The sequence below is a fragment of the Micromonospora sp. NPDC050795 genome (assembly GCF_044456785.1).
In the GTDB taxonomy this organism is placed as follows: Bacteria; Actinomycetota; Actinomycetes; order Mycobacteriales; family Micromonosporaceae; genus Micromonospora.
Window position 1 is genome coordinate 1 of sequence record NZ_JBITGE010000041.1, and the last position, 17,357, is coordinate 17,357.

16 protein-coding genes and 2 pseudogenes are annotated in these 17,357 nt (G+C 70.9%); 11 read left to right on the forward strand and 7 right to left on the reverse strand.

Going from position 1 to position 17,357, the window contains the following annotated elements:
• The first annotated feature begins 213 nt into the window (after positions 1-213).
• The gene (locus ACIBEF_RS27825) at positions 214-897 is read left to right on the forward strand and encodes a hypothetical protein (protein ID WP_396796162.1); all 684 of its coding nucleotides are present in this window, start codon (positions 214-216) and stop codon (positions 895-897) included.
• Between the two features lie 13 nt (positions 898-910).
• Here ACIBEF_RS27825 and ACIBEF_RS27830 read toward each other — a convergent pair whose 3' ends face one another.
• On the reverse strand, positions 911-1,267 hold the full coding sequence (locus tag ACIBEF_RS27830) for a hypothetical protein (RefSeq protein WP_396796163.1): 357 nt from the start codon (positions 1,265-1,267) through the stop codon (positions 911-913).
• Between the two features lie 55 nt (positions 1,268-1,322).
• Between ACIBEF_RS27830 and ACIBEF_RS27835 the strand changes: the two genes are divergently transcribed.
• Complete coding sequence (locus ACIBEF_RS27835; protein ID WP_396796165.1) at positions 1,323-1,775, forward strand: MarR family winged helix-turn-helix transcriptional regulator; 453 nt, start codon at positions 1,323-1,325, stop codon at positions 1,773-1,775.
• A 35-nt stretch (positions 1,776-1,810) separates the two neighbouring features.
• On the opposite strand, the gene ACIBEF_RS27840 is transcribed toward ACIBEF_RS27835, so the two are convergent.
• Positions 1,811-2,314: a septum formation initiator gene (locus ACIBEF_RS27840; protein WP_396796167.1), complete on the reverse strand. Its 504-nt coding sequence runs from the start codon at positions 2,312-2,314 to the stop codon at positions 1,811-1,813.
• A gap of 102 nt (positions 2,315-2,416) precedes the next feature.
• Between ACIBEF_RS27840 and ACIBEF_RS27845 the strand changes: the two genes are divergently transcribed.
• From ACIBEF_RS27845 to ACIBEF_RS27860, 4 genes are all read left to right on the forward strand, one after another.
• A complete protein-coding gene (locus tag ACIBEF_RS27845; RefSeq protein WP_396796168.1) occupies positions 2,417-3,112 on the forward strand; it encodes a response regulator transcription factor in 696 nt (231 codons plus the stop codon).
• A complete protein-coding gene (locus tag ACIBEF_RS27850; protein WP_396796170.1) occupies positions 3,109-4,395 on the forward strand; it encodes an ATP-binding protein in 1,287 nt (428 codons plus the stop codon). Before ACIBEF_RS27845 ends, ACIBEF_RS27850 begins: the two co-directional genes overlap by 4 nt.
• A 28-nt stretch (positions 4,396-4,423) precedes the next feature.
• A complete protein-coding gene (locus ACIBEF_RS27855; RefSeq protein ID WP_396796172.1) occupies positions 4,424-4,978 on the forward strand; it encodes a DUF5872 domain-containing protein in 555 nt (184 codons plus the stop codon).
• A gap of 106 nt (positions 4,979-5,084) precedes the next feature.
• Positions 5,085-5,624 carry a PepSY domain-containing protein gene (locus ACIBEF_RS27860; protein WP_396796173.1) on the forward strand — a complete coding sequence of 180 codons (540 nt, stop codon included), beginning with the start codon at positions 5,085-5,087 and terminating at the stop codon, positions 5,622-5,624.
• A gap of 97 nt (positions 5,625-5,721) precedes the next feature.
• On the opposite strand, the pseudogene ACIBEF_RS27865 reads toward ACIBEF_RS27860, so the two are convergent.
• The 4 genes and pseudogenes from ACIBEF_RS27865 to ACIBEF_RS27880 all read right to left on the reverse strand — a co-directional run bounded on the left by ACIBEF_RS27865 (position 5,722) and on the right by ACIBEF_RS27880 (position 11,400).
• Positions 5,722-7,668, reverse strand: a pseudogene (locus tag ACIBEF_RS27865) (ABC transporter ATP-binding protein).
• A 431-nt stretch (positions 7,669-8,099) separates the two neighbouring features.
• Positions 8,100-9,362, reverse strand: coding sequence for a DUF222 domain-containing protein (locus tag ACIBEF_RS27870; protein WP_396796175.1), 1,263 nt, complete (start codon positions 9,360-9,362; stop codon positions 8,100-8,102).
• A gap of 253 nt (positions 9,363-9,615) precedes the next feature.
• A complete protein-coding gene (locus tag ACIBEF_RS27875) occupies positions 9,616-10,110 on the reverse strand; it encodes an HAD domain-containing protein (RefSeq protein WP_396796177.1) in 495 nt (164 codons plus the stop codon).
• 78 nt (positions 10,111-10,188) lie between these two features.
• Positions 10,189-11,400, reverse strand: coding sequence for a chitosanase (locus ACIBEF_RS27880; RefSeq protein WP_396796178.1), 1,212 nt, complete (start codon positions 11,398-11,400; stop codon positions 10,189-10,191).
• Positions 11,401-11,670: 270 nt separating this feature from the next.
• Here ACIBEF_RS27880 and ACIBEF_RS27885 point away from each other — a divergent pair, with 270 nt between their 5' ends.
• From ACIBEF_RS27885 to ACIBEF_RS27895, 3 genes are all read left to right on the forward strand, one after another.
• A complete protein-coding gene (locus ACIBEF_RS27885) occupies positions 11,671-12,270 on the forward strand; it encodes an RNA polymerase sigma factor (RefSeq protein WP_396796180.1) in 600 nt (199 codons plus the stop codon).
• Positions 12,267-12,980 carry a hypothetical protein gene (locus ACIBEF_RS27890; protein WP_396796182.1) on the forward strand — a complete coding sequence of 238 codons (714 nt, stop codon included), beginning with the start codon at positions 12,267-12,269 and terminating at the stop codon, positions 12,978-12,980. The genes ACIBEF_RS27885 and ACIBEF_RS27890 overlap by 4 nt, the downstream gene beginning before the upstream one ends.
• Positions 12,981-13,106: 126 nt before the next feature.
• Complete coding sequence (locus ACIBEF_RS27895) at positions 13,107-13,730, forward strand: hypothetical protein (protein ID WP_396796183.1); 624 nt, start codon at positions 13,107-13,109, stop codon at positions 13,728-13,730.
• A 46-nt stretch (positions 13,731-13,776) separates the two neighbouring features.
• Here the strand turns inward: ACIBEF_RS27895 and ACIBEF_RS27900 are convergent, their stop codons facing one another.
• Positions 13,777-15,402, reverse strand: a complete 1,626-nt coding sequence (locus ACIBEF_RS27900; RefSeq protein ID WP_396796184.1) for a glycoside hydrolase family 43 protein — start codon at positions 15,400-15,402, stop codon at positions 13,777-13,779.
• 242 nt (positions 15,403-15,644) lie between these two features.
• Between ACIBEF_RS27900 and ACIBEF_RS27905 the strand changes: the two are divergent.
• Together ACIBEF_RS27905 and ACIBEF_RS27910 are read left to right on the forward strand one after the other, a co-directional pair.
• Positions 15,645-16,616: pseudogene (locus ACIBEF_RS27905) on the forward strand (LacI family DNA-binding transcriptional regulator); the annotation flags it as partial.
• An 8-nt stretch (positions 16,617-16,624) separates the two neighbouring features.
• Positions 16,625-17,266, forward strand: coding sequence for a cellulose binding domain-containing protein (locus ACIBEF_RS27910; protein ID WP_396796185.1), 642 nt, complete (start codon positions 16,625-16,627; stop codon positions 17,264-17,266).
• Positions 17,267-17,357: the final 91 nt, after the last annotated feature.

A 17,357-nucleotide genomic window follows, 5' to 3' on the forward strand; every position in this document is an offset into this window, starting at 1 on the left:
GCGCCAGCACAGCCCACTCATGGTTCGTCAGATCGCCTCGTGCCACACAGGCCTAACGAGCGAGATTCATGATCCGCGAGACAGAACCTAGCCGCGAAGGGACTGCTCAACCAACTCGTCCGCGCGCCGGGCCTGCCGTCCGGGTTCGCGCCGAGCGGTCCGGATCTCGTCGACTGGCTGCGCGTCGCAGGCTGGGCGGGCGTCTGCGCCGCGGTGCTGGTCGGGTGGCGTTGGCTCGCCGCCGGTCTGGCCTGGGCCGCCGTGCTCGGCTGGGGTGCGCTCGTCGCCCCGCAGACCAGTGGCAACCCGACGTACGTGGTGGACATGCTGCCGCAGCTCGCCCTCGCCGTGGTGGGTGCCGCTGCGCTCACCGTGCCGGCGCCGCATCGCCGGGCGATCGCGCTGCTGGGCGTACGCCGACTGCTGGCCCTGGTGCTCGCGCCAACCGCGATGGTCGCGCTGTTGGTGGCGAACCGGGTGGGCAGTCCCACTTTCGACTTGTCTGCCGATGGGGCGTCCTACCAGGTCTTGTACAGCCTCGAGGCGAGCAGTGAGCTGGTCATCTGGCTCTACGTCGCGGGCCTGGCGGCCGCCGCGTCGGCCATGGTGATCGCGGTGGTCACGCTCCCTGCGGAGGTACGCCGACGGATCGTCGTCATGCTCCTGCCCGTGGCGGCCCTCGCCCTGGTGATCGACAGTGCCCTGGCCGGGTGGGTCACCTCGACGATGAACATGGGGCACGCCATCCCCCTGGTGCCGGCGCAGTGGGCGATGCTGGTGCTGGTCGCGCCGGTGACCTTCCTGGCCGGGGCGTTGCTCGTGCGACGTCGGGAGGAGACCCTGCGCATGGTCGCCCTCGGCCGCAACGCGGACCGTGAGCAGCCGATGGGTGAGTGAGGCGGAGGGCTGCTCATCCGACTGTGGGTCTCCGGTCACCATCGCGGAACACCGCTCGGCTCAGATAGTGGCGGGACTGCCGATCGAAGCTCTCGAGCAGATCACGGGCAGCGGGCGGGACAACGGAGGTGGACGGCTCGCCGCCGGTGAAGGCCTTCACCGCAGCGAAGTCGGTGAAAGTCATCGCGGTGAGGAATTCGCTGCCCTTGGCGGGATCCAGCTCCTGCGGGGAACGACGCAGAACCCGAAGCTCCTGTAGCCCAGCCACGCCCCGGGCGAGGATCGCGGGCGCGATGTCCTGCGTCAACAACCGCTCGTAAGCGTCAGCGAGAGCGGGCTGCGTCCATCCGCTCCACAGTCGAAGAATCATGACAGGATGCTGTCATTGCAGTAGTGGGGTGTCAATCTTCGGTAAGGTCCAGCCGGTGGAAGAACGCAAGCAGGACCGGGTCGACGCCTACCGTCTGCTGATGGCCGACGTGTACGAACTGGCAGGCGAGTCCCGGCGCTCAAGCGAGGATCTCGCCCGGGAAGAGGGACAGACTGCCGCCCGATGGCACGTGGTGAGCGTGCTCTCCGACGGCTCCCGCACCGTCGCGAGTGCGGCACGCAGGCTCGGCCTCGCTCGGCAGAGCGTGCAGCGGGTGGTTGACGACCTGGCCGACGCCGGGATGGTGGAGTTGCACGACAACCCTGATCACCGCCGCGCGCCCCTCGTGACACTCACGGAAGCGGGGCGCGTCACGCTCACCAAACTCGTGAAGCGCTCGGACGCTGACCGCCGCGATGCCGTGGACCGAGCCGGCGTCAGCCTTAACGATCTTGATAATGCTCGCGCGACACTGCGGAGGTTGGTGGACGCCCTGCGGAGCCGGTGAACCGTCCGACATTGACCTCGGTCGCCCGCGGGTCGTCAGTCGTCGGCGACGGCCACCGGCTCCGAGCCGATGCAGCGCACCTTCAACTCGTACTCCCGGGTCGCCCCCTGGAACGTGACCTCGACGTCGTCGTCCGGGCCCCGGTCCACGTCGCGGACCCGGTAGCCCTGCGCGGGCGCCCAGGAGACGAGGCGTACGCCGCCGACGTCGCACTCGGCGACGGCAGTGCCGCCGTCGGTGGCGAACCCCCGGCGGGCCCCGGAGCTGGCGCTCGGCGCGGCGCTCGTCGTGCCCGGCGGGGCCGAGGCGGTGCCTGTCGTGCCCGGCGGGGCCGAGGCGGTGCCCGTCGTGCCCGGTCCGGCCGTGGGCACCGGCTCTGGTGAGGCGAGCGCCCGCTCGATATCGGCCTCGCTGCGCACCCCGCCCGGGGTGCCGGTGAGACTCTCGCCCACCAACCGGATCGCGCCCAGGCCGATCAGGGTGGCGATGGCGGCGGTCGCCACCCACCCGGTGGCGATGAGGATCGAACGACGGCCCATCCCCTGACTATCCCCGATCCGTCCTTGTCGTTCGCACATCCGAACGCTAAGGCATGGTTAACGTACGCGGCGTCGACGGTTGCAGCGGTTAGCCTGCCAGCTGTGGCCCGCCTGTTGCTCATCGAGGACGACCTGACGATCCGTACCCCACTGATCCGGGCCCTGCGCGAACGCGGCCACGCGGTCGCGGCGGCCTCGACCGCGATGGCCGGGCTCCGCGACGCGCTGGAGGACCGACCCGACCTCGTCGTGCTCGACCTGGGTCTGCCCGACCTGGACGGCCGCGAGCTGCTGCGGATGTTGCGCGCGGTCAGCGCGGTGCCGGTCATCGTGGCCACCGCGCGCGACGACGAGACCGAGATCGTCCGGGTGCTCGACTCGGGCGCCGACGACTACGTGGTCAAACCGTTCACCGCGGCGCAGCTCGACGCCCGCGTCCGGGCGGTGCTGCGGCGGGGCCCCTCCGGCGCCGACGGGCAGGTGCCGGCGCTCGTCGTCGGCGGGCTCCGCGTCGACCCCCGGGCGCGGCAGGTGACCCTGGACGGGGTCGCGGTCGAGCTGACGCCCCGTGAGTTCGATCTGCTGCACCACCTCGCCGGACGGCCGGGCCAGGTGGTCACCAAACGTGAGCTGCTCACCGAGGTGTGGCAGATCCCGTACGGCGGCGCCGACAAGACCGTCGACGTGCACCTGTCCTGGTTGCGTCGCAAGTTGGGGGAGAACGCCCAACAGCCTCGCTACCTGCACACGGTGCGTGGTGTCGGGGTGCGTCTGGAAGCCCCGGCGGCGCAGCCGTGAGGGCGCGTCTCGCGCTGCTGGTCGCCGCGGTCAGCGTCCTCACCCTCATCGCGTTCCTGGTGCCGTTGGCGTTGCTGGTGCGCACCGTCGCCGAGGACCGGGCGACCGTGCGGGCCACCGCCGACGCGCAGAGCCTGGTGCCGGTGGTCGGCACCGCCGACGCGGCGACCATCCGGCTCACCGTCGAGCAACTCGCCGCAGAGTCAGGCCGACCGGTGAGCGTTTTCCTGCCCGACGGCACGGTGCTCGGCGCCCAGACACCGCGTACGCCCGCGGTGGCCCTCGCCGCGCGCGGACAGAGCCTCACCGGTGAGTCGGCGGCCGGCCGGGAGGTGGTCATCGCCGTGCAGGGCCGGGCGGACGGCACCGGCGTGATCCGGATCGCGGTGCCGCAGCACGAGCTGACCGCCGGGGTCACCCGGGCCTGGCTGGTGCTGGCGCTGCTCGGCGTGATCCTCGTGCTGATCGGGCTGCTGGTCGCCGATCGGCTGGCGCGCACCCTGGTCCGGCCGATCAGCGACCTCTCGGCCGTCTCACACCGGCTGGCCAACGCCGAACTGGACGCCCGCGTCACGCCGGCCGGCCCGCCCGAACTACGCGAGGTGGCCGGCGCGCTCAACCACCTCGCCACCCGGATCCAGGTGCTCCTGGTGCAGGAGCGCGAACAGGTCGCCGACCTGTCCCACCAGCTGCGTACGCCGCTGACGGCGTTGCGGCTGGAGGCGGAGTCGTTGCGTGACCCGGACGACGCCGCCCGGATAACCGCCGCCGCCGACGGGCTCGAACGCGCGGTCACCGGGCTGATCCGGCAGGCCCGGTGGCGGCACGCACCGGCGCAACCGGCCTCCTCGGACGCGGCGGCGATCGTCGCCGACCGGGTCGCGTTCTGGTCGGTGCTGGCCGAGGACACCGGCCGGGCCGTCACCCTCGACCTGACGCCCGGCCCTCTCCCCGTCGGTGTGGCCGCCGACAACCTGACGGCGGCCGTGGACGCCCTGCTCGGCAACGTCTTCGCGCACACGCCCGACGAGACGCCGTTCGCCGTCCGGCTCGCCCGCGAGGCGGGCGAGGTGGTCCTCACCGTCGCCGACGAGGGGCCGGGCATGCCCGCCGGGGCGATCCGGCGGGGCGCCAGCGCGGCCGGTTCCACCGGCCTCGGCCTGGACATCGCCCGGCGTGCCGCGCAGGCTGCCGGCGGTCGACTGGAGGTGCGGTCCGGCCCGCACGGCGGCGCGCAGGTGCTGCTCCGGCTCGGACCGTCGACGTCGCCAGGGGACGCATAGGCCCGGCGGTGCCGGGTAGCTGCCAGTCATGGCGCGGTATACGAAACCCGAGCTCAGAGAGCAGATCAAGGAAGAGATCCAGGCCTCCGACAAGGGCGGCAAGCCGGGGCAGTGGTCGGCGCGCAAGTCGCAGCTGGTCACTCAGGAGTACAAGCGGCGCGGTGGCGGATTCCTGGATCAAAAGGACGAACGGCAGAAGGCGCTCCAGCGCTGGGGCAACGAGAAGTGGCAGACGAAAGAGGGCGACGCCCGGGCGCGCAAGGACGGCACGACAAGTCGCTACCTGCCCAAGAAGGCATGGGACGAGATGTCGGAGAGCCAGAAGCGGGCGACCGACACGAAGAAGCGGGAAGCCTCTCGAACGGGCAAGCAGTACGTCGCCAACACCGGACCGGCCAAACGGGCGCGTCGGGACGCCACAACGGCCGGCCGGATGACGGAGATGTCGGTCGCGGAGGCGGCCAAGCTGGTCCGTGGCCTCGACACCCGACAGCTCAAGACCGCGCTGCGTAACGAGCGCGCCAGCAAGGACCGCAAGACGCTCGTCCAGCGGCTGGAAGCCGAACTCAACCGGCGCGGCTGACCCGGCCCTCGACCGCCTTAACCCGGCCTTAGCATCCGGACAGCGCGGTGCTATCCCGATCTGGCCGATCCTCGGAGTCGACAACCGAGGAAAGGTGGACACCACGATGAAGCGCACCAATCTGCTTCTGGCGTCGGTCGGCGGGTCGGCGGTGCTGGCGGTGGCCGGGGTCGCGCTCGGCGTCAACGCCGCGAACGACTCGCGGACCGGCGGCACGGCACTCGCCGCGGCAACCGTCGCGCCGACCGCCACCGACGCGCCGGCAATCACCGGTACGCCGTCAGTCGGCACCCCATCGGGTACGCGGTCGAGCGCAACGCCGTCCGGTACGCCGTCGACCGGCAGCGCGCCCGCGGGTAGCGCGGTCGACGAGAAGCGCGCCGGTGAGATCGCGCTCGCCAAGGCCGGTGGCGGTCAGATCGTCGAGGTCGAAGCCGAGACGGAGAACGGCCGACCGGTGTGGAGCGTCGAGATCGTCGCTGGCGACACCGAGCACGAGGTGGACGTCGACCGGGACAACGGCTCGGTAGTCAAGGCCGAGCAGGAGCCGGTCGACAACGACGACGACAACGACGCTGATGACGCTGACGACGACAACGACGACGACGACAACGACGACAACGACGACAACGACGACAACGACTGAGCGCGGTCGCCGCTCACCCCGGGTGCTGCGGTGAGCGGCGGCGCGCTGTGACGCGGTGGTCGGACTGCCCCTCCCGGGCGGATCGACCACCGCGTCGTCATGTGGCGACGCGCTGCTCCTGGACCGTCGGTCGCTCCTGTGCTGTCGGTTGCTCCTTTGCTGTCAGTTGCTCCTGTGCTGCCGGTTGCTCCTGGGCGAACTGGGTGCGGTACAACTCGTGGTAGCGGCCACCCGCCGCGAGCAGGTCACTGTGTCAGCCGCGTTCGACGATGCGTCCCGCTTCCACGACGAGAATCTGGTCGGCCGCCCGGATGGTGGAGAGCCGGTGCGCGATGACCACGCTCGTCCGGCCGGTCAGCGCCTCGGCGAGGGCGTCCTGAACCGCCGCCTCCGAGGTGGAGTCGAGATGCGCTGTGGCTTCGTCGAGGATGACCACGCGCGGGCGAGCCAGCAGCAGGCGCGCGATGGTGAGCCGTTGCCGTTCCCCGCCGGACAGGCGGTATCCGCGCTCGCCCACGACGGTGTCCAGTCCATCGGGTAGCGAGCGGATCAGGTCGTCGAGGCGGGCCCGCCGGAGCACCTCCCACATCTCGTCCTCGGTAGCGTCCGGCTGGGCGAACGCCAGGTTGGCGCGGATGCTCTCGTGGAAGAGGTGCCCGTCCTGGGTCACCACGCCCAACGCCGTCCGGATCGACTCGGCCGACAGCTCACGGACGTCGACGTCGGCCAGCTTCACCGCGCCGTCCTCGACGTCGTACAGGCGAGGCACGAGCTGCGCGATCGTCGACTTGCCCGCCCCGGAGGAGCCGACGAGCGCCACCATCTGCCCCGCTTCGGCGCGGAACGACACCCCGTGCAGCACTTCCTCACCGCCGCGCGTATCGAGCTTCGCCACGTCCTCCAGGGACGCGAGCGACACCTTGTCCGCTGACGGGTAACCGAACCGGACCCCGTCGAACTCGACCGCGACCGGCCCCTCCGGAAGGGGTCGGGCGTCGGATTTGTCGAGGATCAGCGGCTTGAGGTCGAGGACCTCGAACACCCGCTCGAAGCTCACCAGTGCGCTCATCACCTCGACCCGGGCACTGGCCAGCGACGTCAGCGGTGCGTAGAGCCGCGACAGGAGCAGCGCGAGAGCGACCACCGTCCCCGCGTCGAGGCTGCCCCGTAGGGCGTAGAGACCACCCAGCCCGTAGACCAGGGCCAGTGCCAGCGAGCCGACGACGGTGAGCGCGGTGATGAAGACCCACTGGAGCATCGCGGCGCGGATGCCGATGTCCCGGACCCGGCGTGCCCGAGCCGCGAACTCGGCGGACTCCTCCGCCGGCCGCCCGTAAAGCTTGACCAGCGTGGCGCCGGGCGCGGAGAAACGTTCCGTCATCCGGGTGCTCATGGCCGCGTTGTGCTCGGCCGCCTCACGCTGCAACTGGGCGAGCCTCGAACCCATCCGGCGGGCCGGAAGAACGAAAATGGGCAGCAGGACGAGCGCCAGCAGCGTGATCTGCCACGAGAAGGTGAGCATCACGGCCAACGTCAGCATCAGCGTGACGGCGTTGCCGACCACACTCGACAGGGTGTCGCTGAAAGCCCGCTGCGCGCCGATGACGTCGTTGTTCAGGCGGCTGACCAGTGCGCCCGTGCGGGTCCGCGTGAAGAAGGCCACCGGCATGCGCTGAACGTGGTCGAACACAGCCGTACGCAGTTGAACGATCAGCCCCTCACCAATGCTGGCGGAGAGAAATCGCGTCACCAGCCCCAGCCCGGCCTCGGCGAGGGCGATCACGGCAATCAGTACGGCCAACCGGATCACCACGCCGCTGTCGGCGCCGTCGACGATCGCGTCGACCACCCGACCGGCGAGAACGGGCGCCGCCACAGTGAGGACCGCCGTCACCACACTCAGCAGTAGGAACCTGACGATCAAGGCGCGGTGTGGCCGTGCGAACTGCGCGATCCGCTTCAAGGTGGCGCGGGACAACGGCCGCTCGTCCTGCGCGTTCATCGCGTGGTGCAGAGACGTCCACGCGGCAAATTCCATGCTCATGCATTACCTCCGATATTGGAGGCTAGGACCTCACCCGAGCTTGAGGTCAAGTCACCACGCGATTCGGTGGCTACGGGTTGTTCACGTTAGCCGTAGCCAGGGACCGCGTCGGCGTCGTCCATGACATTCGGTACCGCGCTCAACGACGACGACCCCGCGCCCGTGAAGCACTGGCGCGTAGAGGTTGGCCCACGAGCCTTCGCGGCTCGCTGCGGCCCGGTGCAGGCCGTCGTGAGTTGCTGTAGGTCAGTGTGGGCCGTTGAGAGCTCTCTTCTCGACCCATCCGGCCCGCTTACGGGCACGTACCGCTCGACGCTTCGGCTTCCGCAGCGGAGGCCAGGCCAACCAGTCTCCTAGGATGCCTTAGGCGGTGCGGGGTGGGCGACGGTGTCGACCCGACACCTGGGCGATCGTTCTCGGCTGCCCGTCTCCTATGTTCGTGGGTGGTAGTGGTTGCGGCGGGGAAGCTGTTTGGGGTCGAGCCAGGCGGGTGGAATGAACTCCGGATGGCCGTCGTGGCCGAGCTGGATGGTCCAGTCGCTGTGGTGCAGGTGTCGGTGGTGGTGGCCGCAGAGCAGGACGGCGTTTGTCAGGTTGGTGGGGCCGCCACCGGCCCAGTGGTGGATGTGGTGGGCGTGGCACCAGCGCGGTGGTCGGTCGCAGCCGGGGAAGGCGCAGCCGCGGTCGCCGAGTACGAGGGCGCGGCGTAGCGGCCCGGTGATGAGTCGGCGTTGTCGCCCGACGTCGAGGACCTGGCCGGTGCCGCCGACGACGGCGGGCAGGATGGTGGCGTCGCAGGCCAGCCGACGCACAGTTTCAGGTGTGAGGCTGAGGCCGGTGTTGAGGGTGCCACTGCGCAGCTGTCGGGTTAATCCGTCGTAGCTGGTGGTGATGACGATCTGGGCAGGGCCGCCACCGTTGTCGGGTAGCTCGCCGGTCCGGAGGGCGAGGCGGCACACGTCGGCGAGGGCGTCGTGGCGGCGTTGTCCGGGGGAGCGGGTGTCGTCGGGGCCGGTTGGTGCGGTCAGTGGGTCGATGGCGGCGCGCAGCAGGCCGGCGGCTTCGATGTCGAGGGTGCCGGTGAGCCGGAGTCGGCCGTCGGTTTGTTCGGACAGGGTGAGGTGGCGGTCGCTGGTGGCGCGGCGTGCTTCGGCGTCGAGGGCGGCTTGGGTGGCGGCATCGGCGATGTCGGGGGCGACGTGGTCGAGGGTGCGGGTGCGGGTGCGGGTGCCGAGTTTGCGTAGGTGGGTGGGGTCGAACTGCGCGGCCCAGCCGACGAGCGCACCGACGGCTTTGTCGGCGGTTGCGGCGTCGGCCGACGTGTTCACGGTGTCGGCGGTGTCGGCGATGACCCGGGCCTGGTCGGGGGTGATGTGTCCGTCGGCTAGGGCTTGTCGAATGCCGGGGTTGCCGGTGTCCAGGGCGGCGGCGAGGTCGATCAGGCGTCGGGCGGCGGGAATGGTCAGCCGCAGGTGTTCGCGCAGCCACACCGCGGTGTTGGAGGCGCCCTGGGTGCGGGCGGTGCCCCGGCCGTCGATCTCGCGGATGAGGGTGAGGGTGACGGCGGCGAGGCGTTGCTGGAGGCGGTGCGCGGCGTCGAGCGCGGCGATCAGGTCATGTTCCGGGAGGGCCCAGGCGGGGGCGTCGACGCAGGCGGCGACCGCCTCGTCTGCCTGCGCCAACTCCCTGAGCATGACCCGACACTAGGACAGGTGTACGATAATTTCAGTCACCATGATCGATATGAACGGCTAATCACCGAAGGGCTCGTCGGTGCCGGGAGCTGGAGTCGACGCTGCTTGGGTGCCTGGCCCAGCGAGGGCTGCGTGTGGACAGCGCTGCCGGTGCGTGGCATGAGCGAGGGCCAGGTATGGCGGCGCTGCCGGCGCCCGCTATGAGTGAGAGCTGGGTGCGTCGCTGGGGGATTGGCGACGGCCGGACGCGCCGCTAGGTATTAGCCGGTCGGGCGTCGCAGAGAGCCCTGGCCCACGTCATGACGTCGTCGATGGAGTTGCGGGTGAGGCCAATCGTCGGGTCGGCGGTGATCAAGAGTGTGGGACTGCTGCGTGCTGCGGCCCAGCTGTGGGCTTGCGGCGTGTGGAGGTCGTCGATCCAGGCAGCGGGCCGTCGTTGGGCGTAGGCGGCGATGACCGGAATCTTGTCGCTGGGGTGGAACGGCGCGGGTGGCATGGTGATCACGGGCAGGTGAGCGATGCCCAGGAGCGGAGCGAGGAGTCGGTTGGCGTCGTCGTTCCAGCTCGTGGCCCAGGCGATGTCCAGGACGGCGCTCGCCTCGGTGATCCAGCCGCCGTGGGTGGGGTTGACGCGGACGGGTTCTTCGCCGGGGAACAGGCGGTGCTCGCTGTAACCGGCGGGTGGTTGAGGAGTCCCGTACGGGCTGAGGACACCGTCGACGTCGAGCAGGAGCAGTGGCCGGTTCACCCGGACGATCCTGCCCTAAGCGCCGGGGTGGCGGGGCCGTCGGCGAAACGAACGACGACCCCGCCACCACTCAGCGAGCTAGCCGATGCGGAACTGTTCGCCGTAGACGGCGAACGTCAGGGGCGTGTTGAGGTTGAAGTTGCCGTTGTTGAGGAACACCCGCTGGGCGGTGTCGACGCGGGAGGTGTCCGAGTGGGCCGCTTCCTTCCTCATTTCGAGGACCCGCTCGTCGAGGAAGGCGTTCAGCCAGGTCCGCTCGTCGCCGCCCTGGGCTGGCGGCTTGGCCCGGTTCAGGGCGCGGCTGCGGATCTGGCGCATGCCCTCGTACCCGTGCATGACCGCCGCGTCGTAATAGGCGAACTGGCCGAGCGCCCGGACCTGGTCGTTCTTGCCGTCGCGTACCGACGGGTTGAAGTAGACCCGGTCGCGTTCGGCCTCCTGGGCGGCCTGGAACACCGAGTCGTTGGCGGCGGTCCGCCAGTCGCGGGGGAAGTTCGGGTCGAGGCCCGAGTGCGACGGGGTGCCGTTGACGTTGCGCAGCGCCGGCAGGTAGCCGGCCAGGACGTTGTTGGGCTTGGTGTTCGTGTACGCCTGGACCAGTTCGAGCATGTCGCCGGTGCCGGAGCAGAAGCCGATGATGCCGGCGGTGTAGCCCCGCCCGTCGCCGATGTCCTCGATGTAGGAGAACTGCGCGCGCCAGTCGAGCGAGGAGTTCTCGGCGGCCGAGACGAGCTGCATGGCGACGTCCTTCTTCGCCGGGTCGTCGAGGTTCGTGCCGGTCGGGGTGGTGGGCGGGGGAGTGGTGGGAGTGCCGCCGCCCGGCAGGGTCCACCGCTGGTTCGTGGTGCCGCCGCACGTCCAGATCTGCAACCGGGCGCCGTTGGCGGTGCTCCGGTCGGTGACGTCGAGGCACTTGCCGGAGGCGGTGTTGACGAGCGCGCCGTTGCTGGCGGTCCACTTCTGCGCGCCGGTGTTGTTGCAGTCGTACAGCTGCACCTTGGCGCCGTTGGCGGTCGACGCGGCGGTGACGTCGAGGCACTTGCCGAGCGCTCGGATCGAGTTGTCGCTGTTCCCGACGGTCCACGTCTGGGCCGCGCTGCCGTTGCAGTCGTAGAGCTGGACGGCCGTGCCGTTGGCCGAGCTGGCGCCCGCGACGTCGACGCACTTGCCGCCGAGGCCGGTGATCGGGCCGGCGGTCGCGGCGCTCGCCGACGGCAGGCCGTAGCCGACGGCGGCGACGCCGATCAGCAGGGTGCCCACGACGTAGGCGGCTGTTCTCTTGTGAACCATGGGTGTTCCTCGGGGAAGGGGCGGCGTGCCGCCAGCCGGTCGGTGGCCCCGGCGCGACGGTTCGGCCCCGGCGGGCACCGCGAGCATCAGGAAAGTGTATTAACAGATACCAGTACGTCGATTCGCCGTCAATCGACGACCGCGAGGCGTGACGGCGTCTGTTCATCCCGTCGTTGGCGCAACGTACCTGCCGGTGGCTATCGTCGGGCCGTAACTGATCAACGGGCCGGTCCGTCGGAACCAGCACCGTCCGACGGACAGAAGATGGTCATGGAGTCGAGTTTGCGCGCTCGGGTGCGAGCCGGTGACCCCGGCGCGTTCGCCGAGCTGTTCGACACGTACGCGCGCTCGGTGTACAACCACGCGTTCCGGCTGACCGCCGACTGGGCCACGGCGGAGGACGTCATGGCCGCGACGTACCTGCAGGCCTGGCGCTCCCGGGAGCGGGTCACCGAGGAGGGTGGGTCGCTGCGTCCCTGGTTGCTCGGCGTCGCCACCAACGAGGCCCGTAACCACGCCCGCAGCAACCGTCGCTACCGCAGGGTGGCCGCCGCGCTGCTCGCCTCCGACTTCACACTGCCCGACCACGCCGACGAGGTCGCCGGCCGACTCGACGACAGCCGCCGCATCGCCGCCGCCATCGACGCGCTCGCCCGGCTGCGTCGATCCGAGCGTGAGGTGCTGACCCTGTGCCTGTGGGAGGGCCTCGACTACGAGTCCGCGGCGGAGGCGCTGGGTGTTCCGGTCGGTACGGTGCGCTCCCGGCTGTCGCGGGCCCGCGCCCGGCTCCGTACCCTCGTCGACGCGCCCCCGCGCGCCGCGCGACCGCCGGTCGTGGACACCTCGCTCGTACGGGAGGGCAGCCAGTGAGCGCGCCGGACCCGGCAGAGTGGGCGAAGATCGCCCCCCACCCCGGCGACCAGGACCTGCCGGAGGGCCGGCACGAGGTGCACCGCCGTCGCCTGCTCGCGGCGATCACGCAGGAGCCGCGTACCCGAAGAAGGGCCTTGGTGTCGTCGCGGCCCGCGCTCGCGGCGGCCGCGTTGGTCCTGGTCGTGGCGGGGATCGGCGGAGGGCTCGCGAGCCGGTCCGGCGACGCGCCCCCGGCCGCGCTCCGGTCACCCGAGGCGACCCGTCCGGCCGCTCGGCCGGCGCCGCCGGGCACGGCCGCCAAGAATCGTGGGTACGGCACCGTGCGCCAACTCACCGACACGGCCGACCTGGTGGTCCGCGGCGAGGTGGCGTCGGTGACGGACGGGCGGGCGGCCTACCGCGTGGCGGAGGTGCTCTACCACGCCCCGGGCGCCCCGGTGCCCACCGAGATCATTGTGGCCGCGGAACTGGCCGGGACGGCCGGCCGGCCGAGCGTCCTCTACCTGGGCCTCATCGACCCGGCTGCGCGCGTCTACCACCCGCTCGGCGGGGAGCTCGGGATCTTCGACCTCGCCGGGGAAACGGCCACGAGCCGGTCACCGGCGATGTCGGTGACCGGCCTGCGTAGCGAGGACGCCACCGCTGCGGGTCGCGCGTTCGTCACCACGCTTGCCGAGCTTCGTCAGCTCGCGCGCGAGCGGCGCTGACCCCCGAGAACCGAGCCCGAAAAAAGAATGGAACTCGGTGCCCGGGACGCACAGATAGAAGGCGTAAGCAGTGCCGCGTTCCGAGCGAGACGGCCCGGGACGGCACCGAGACGCGAGGAGCGTTCCATGGCAGTCGACCTTCGCCGTACCCGGCCGCTGTGGGCCACGGCCGCCGCCGTGCTGTCCGTCGCGGCCCTGGCCGCCTGCGGCAGCGGCGGTGACGCCGACCGGGCCGCCGGGCCCGCCCCGAGCAGCGCCGCCCCGAGCAGCGCCGCCACGCCGACGGACGTCGCGCCCCCGCCGATCAAGGGCAAGCTGCGCGGGTACGCCACCGTGCGGGAGCTGAGCGGCACCGCGGACCTGGTGGTACGCGGTGAGGTCGAGGAGACCGGATTCCGGGTCGACGAGGTGCTGAGGGCGACGACCGGATCGACAGTGCGGGCCGGGGCGCGGATCACGCTCGCCCAGCTGCCCGCCGGTGTGCCGGACATGGCGCACCTGTCGAAGCTCGAGGCCGGCCAGGTCGTGGTGCTCTACCTCGCCCAGGACCCGGCGGCCTCGACGTTCCGGACACTCAGCGGCGACTTCGGCGTGTTCGACCTGAACGGGTCCGGCGCGGAGGCCGTCGCCACGACCCGCTCGCAGACCATGGCCGTCAGCGGCCTGAACGCCGAGGACCCGGCCGCCTCCGGTCGCGGTTTCCGCACCACTCTCGCCCAGCTGCGGGCCGTCGCCGCTCAGGCCAGGTAGGAGGAGTGGGCACGCGGACGGCACCCGCCGAGTGCCGTCCGCGTGGTCACTGTTCCCGGTAGGTGGCCAGGTCGAAGTCCGCGTGCACGCCGTCGCCACCCAGGTCCTGCACCCACAGGCCCAGGAACGCCCCCGTGAAGCCCCACGCCGCCGGCTCGCCGTCGATGATCAGCGCGGCGTGCTCGTCGGACAGGATGGTCGCGTCCAGCTCGACAGGTAGCCGCTGCCAACCGGCGCCGAGGTCGTAGTCGAAGCGCACCGCCGGCCCGTCGAAGACCGCCCGCAGGCCGACCCGGGTGACGCCGTCGACATCGACGGTCAGCTCGGGGTACGCGGTGCGCCGCCCGTTGTCGGAGCTGAGCAGCTCCAGCACCGTCCGGCCGTCGTCGGCCCGGGTCAGGTAGAGGTGGTGCCAGTTGAGCGTGTTGTAGTAGGCGGTGATCCCGGCGAGCTGACGGTGGTCGGCCGGTGCGAACTCCACAACGGTCTCCAGCGAGCACTCCCTCGCGCCGACGCGCCGCCCGACCAGGCTGGGTGCCTGTCGACCGACCGGCGACTGCCCGCCGTGGACCCGCAGGTACGACGGGCGGGTGCGCAGGTCTACCCAGTCCGGGGTGGCCGGCCGACGCAGCGTGGACCAGCACCGGCCCAGCTCGGGGGCGTCGAAGTGGTCCGTCTCGGGCTCCGCCGGCCAGGGGTGCGCGGGCAGGTCGGGTGCGACGACGTCATCCGCCGGCACCCCTCCGGCGATGCGCGGCCAACCGCCCGACGACCACTCGACCCGCTGGATCGCTGTCTCCCGACCCAGCACGCAGTTGCCCAGCGGGGAGCACGGGCGACCAACCAGGTGGGCCAGGTACCACTCACCGTTCTGCGTGCGGACCAGACTGCCGTGCCCCGCCTTCTGCAACCGCAGGTCGGGCCGCCCGAAGGAGGTGAGCAGTGGCCCGTCCGGGTCCACCTCGTACGGTCCGAACAGGTCCCGGGACCGCGCCACGGTGACCTGGTGCTCCCAACTGGTGCCGCCCTCGGCGGTGATCAGCCAGTACCAGCCGTCGTGGCGGTACAGGTGTGGACCCTCGGTGACCCCGGCCGGGGAGCCGGTGAACAGGATGCGGGGGCTGCCGACCAGACGGCGTGCGGCCCGGTCGTACTGCTGGATCTCGATGCCACCGAAGCGGTCGCGGCCGGGCCGCCAGTCCGCGCTCATGCCCAGCAGCCAGGTGGTGCCGTCGTCGTCGTGGAGCAGGGCCGCGTCGAACCCGCGCCCGTGCAGTTTCACCGGATCGGACCAGGGGCCGGTGATGTCCTCTGCGGTGACCAGGAAGTTCTGCGGATCCCAGTAGCCGCTGGCGAAGCTGGCCACGTCGCTGTAGACGAGGTGGAACTGACCGTCGTGGTACGTCAGGTCGGGCGCCCACACTCCGTTGGAGTCGCCGCACCCGCGCAGATCGAGCAGGCGCCGGTCGGTGATGATCCCACCCAGGCTGCGCCAGTTCACCAGATCACGCGAGTGGTGCACGAGCACACCCGGATACCACTCGAAGGTCGAGGTGGCCAGGTAGTAGTCGTCCCCGACGCGCAGGATCGACGGGTCCGGGTGGAAGCCGGCGAGGATGGGATTGCGGATCGACCGAATAGCGGTCGCCACGTTAGCGATGTCGGTCGACACGAACACTCCTCTGGACGGGCTGTCTGGAACTTCCGGAAAATCGCGGTCCTGGATCACTGGAGGCCCTACTTACGCTAGCCGCTCTTTTCGCAATAGGACAGAGGTCTTGACCGCTGGGACAACAGCTCGTAGCGTGCCGGCCATCGATCGGCATTACCGGCGAAGCATTGAAAGTTTCGGAGATCCATAGCTCCGCAGGGGGGACCGTGGGCACGGAGAACGGCCGAAACGTCACCATCGCCATGATCGCGCGGTTGGCCGGAGTCTCCGTGCCCACCGTCTCCCGGGTCATCAACGGCCGCTCCGACGTCGCCCCCGACACCCGGGAACGCGTCGAGGAGCTCCTGAACCGGCACGGCTACCGCCGCCGCTCACCGTCACGGCGTACCGACGCCGCCCTCATCGACCTGGTCTTCAACGACCTGGACAGCCCGTGGGCCGTGGAGATCATCCGTGGGGTGGAGGACGTCGGCCAGACCAGTGGCGTCGGCACCGTCGTGTCGGCCATCCACTGGCGCATCTCCTCGGCCAAGCAGTGGCTCGACAACATGCGTACGCGGTCCACCGAGGGAATCATCTTCGTGACCTCGATGGTGAACCCTCCGTTGCAGGCCGAGCTGCGCCGGCTCCACCTGCCGGTCGTCATCATCGACCCGGCCGGGGTCGACCCGCAGGAGTCACCCACCATCGGCGCCACCAACTGGGCGGGCAGCCTCAGCGCCAACCAGTACCTGATCAGCCTCGGCCACCGCCGCATCGGCTTCATCGCCGGCCCGCCGCACCTGATGTGCAGCCGGGCCCGGATGGACGGCTACCGGGCCGCCCTCGGCGCCGCCGGGATCCCCATCGACGACGCCCTGATCCGCCCCGGCAACTTCTACCACGAGGCCGGCTTCACCGCGGGTACGCAACTGCTGGCCCTGCCCGACCCGCCCACCGCCATCTGCGCCTCCAGCGATCAGATGGCCCTCGGCGTCTACGAGGCGGTCCGTAAACGGGGTCTGCGGGTGCCCGACGACGTCAGCGTGGTCGGCTTCGACGATCTGCCGGAGGTGCGCTGGTGCTCGCCACCACTGACCACCGTCCAGCAACCCCTCGCCGAGATGGGCATGCTGGCCGCGCGGACCGTGCTGCGCCTCGCCGGCGGCGAGAGGACCGAGAGCCCCCGGGTCGAACTCGCCACCGAACTCATCGTCCGCGACAGCGCCGCACCAAGACGCTCGTGCTGCGTGCGGCCGGCACCACCGCTGGACGGCCGACGGCACCGGGCCAGCCGACCGCGAGCGGCGTCACCGACCGCGCCGCGACGATCACCTGGCCGGCGTCCGCCCCGGGCGCCAGCCCGATCGCGAAGTACGAGGTGCACCGGCAGTACGGCGCGGTCAGCGAGCAGGTCGGCGAGACGACGAGCACCTCGTTCACTGTCGACAACCTCGTGCCGGGCAGCAGGTACACCGTCAACGTGCTGGCCCGCGACACCGCCGGGCGGGTCTCCTGGGCCTCACCGCCGCTCACCTTCGCCACCGGCAGCCCTGCCGCCAGTACGTGCACCGTCCGCTTCAGCGCCAACAACGACTGGGGCAACGGTTACATCGGTGGCGTCGAGATCATCAACAACGGGTCCAGTCCGATCAACGGCTGGACGCTCACCTGGACCTGGCCCACCGGTTGGCAACAGGTGAGCAGCGGTTGGAGCGCCACCTGGGAACAGGTCGGCACCGCGGTGCGGGTCACGCCCACCACCGACAACCGGCAGATCGCCGCCGGCGGCACGGTGAGCGCCGGCTTCGTCGGCGCGTACGGCGGGCCGAACGTGCTGCCCACGGCGTTCACCCTCAACGGCACCATCTGTAGCACGAGCTGACACCACGGTGGTGGTCCGCCCAGCGTCGGGTGACCTGGCCGCCGACCACGGCGACAGGTCACTGCCCCGCGCGAAGGACCCTCAACGGCCC

Bases quoted from the DNA above. Each gene is read 5' to 3' on its own strand.
- ACIBEF_RS27895 (WP_396796183.1), top strand. From the start codon at position 13,107: ATGGCAGTCGACCTTCGCCGTACCCGGCCGCTGTGGGCCACGGCCGCC.
- ACIBEF_RS27830 (WP_396796163.1), bottom strand. From the start codon at position 1,267: ATGATTCTTCGACTGTGGAGCGGATGGACGCAGCCCGCTCTCGCTGAC.
- ACIBEF_RS27880 (WP_396796178.1), bottom strand. From the start codon at position 11,400: ATGGTTCACAAGAGAACAGCCGCCTACGTCGTGGGCACCCTGCTGATC.
- ACIBEF_RS27870 (WP_396796175.1), bottom strand. From the start codon at position 9,362: ATGCTCAGGGAGTTGGCGCAGGCAGACGAGGCGGTCGCCGCCTGCGTC.
- ACIBEF_RS27860 (WP_396796173.1), top strand. From the start codon at position 5,085: ATGAAGCGCACCAATCTGCTTCTGGCGTCGGTCGGCGGGTCGGCGGTG.
- ACIBEF_RS27885 (WP_396796180.1), top strand. From the start codon at position 11,671: ATGGAGTCGAGTTTGCGCGCTCGGGTGCGAGCCGGTGACCCCGGCGCG.
- ACIBEF_RS27840 (WP_396796167.1), bottom strand. From the start codon at position 2,314: ATGGGCCGTCGTTCGATCCTCATCGCCACCGGGTGGGTGGCGACCGCC.
- ACIBEF_RS27855 (WP_396796172.1), top strand. From the start codon at position 4,424: ATGGCGCGGTATACGAAACCCGAGCTCAGAGAGCAGATCAAGGAAGAG.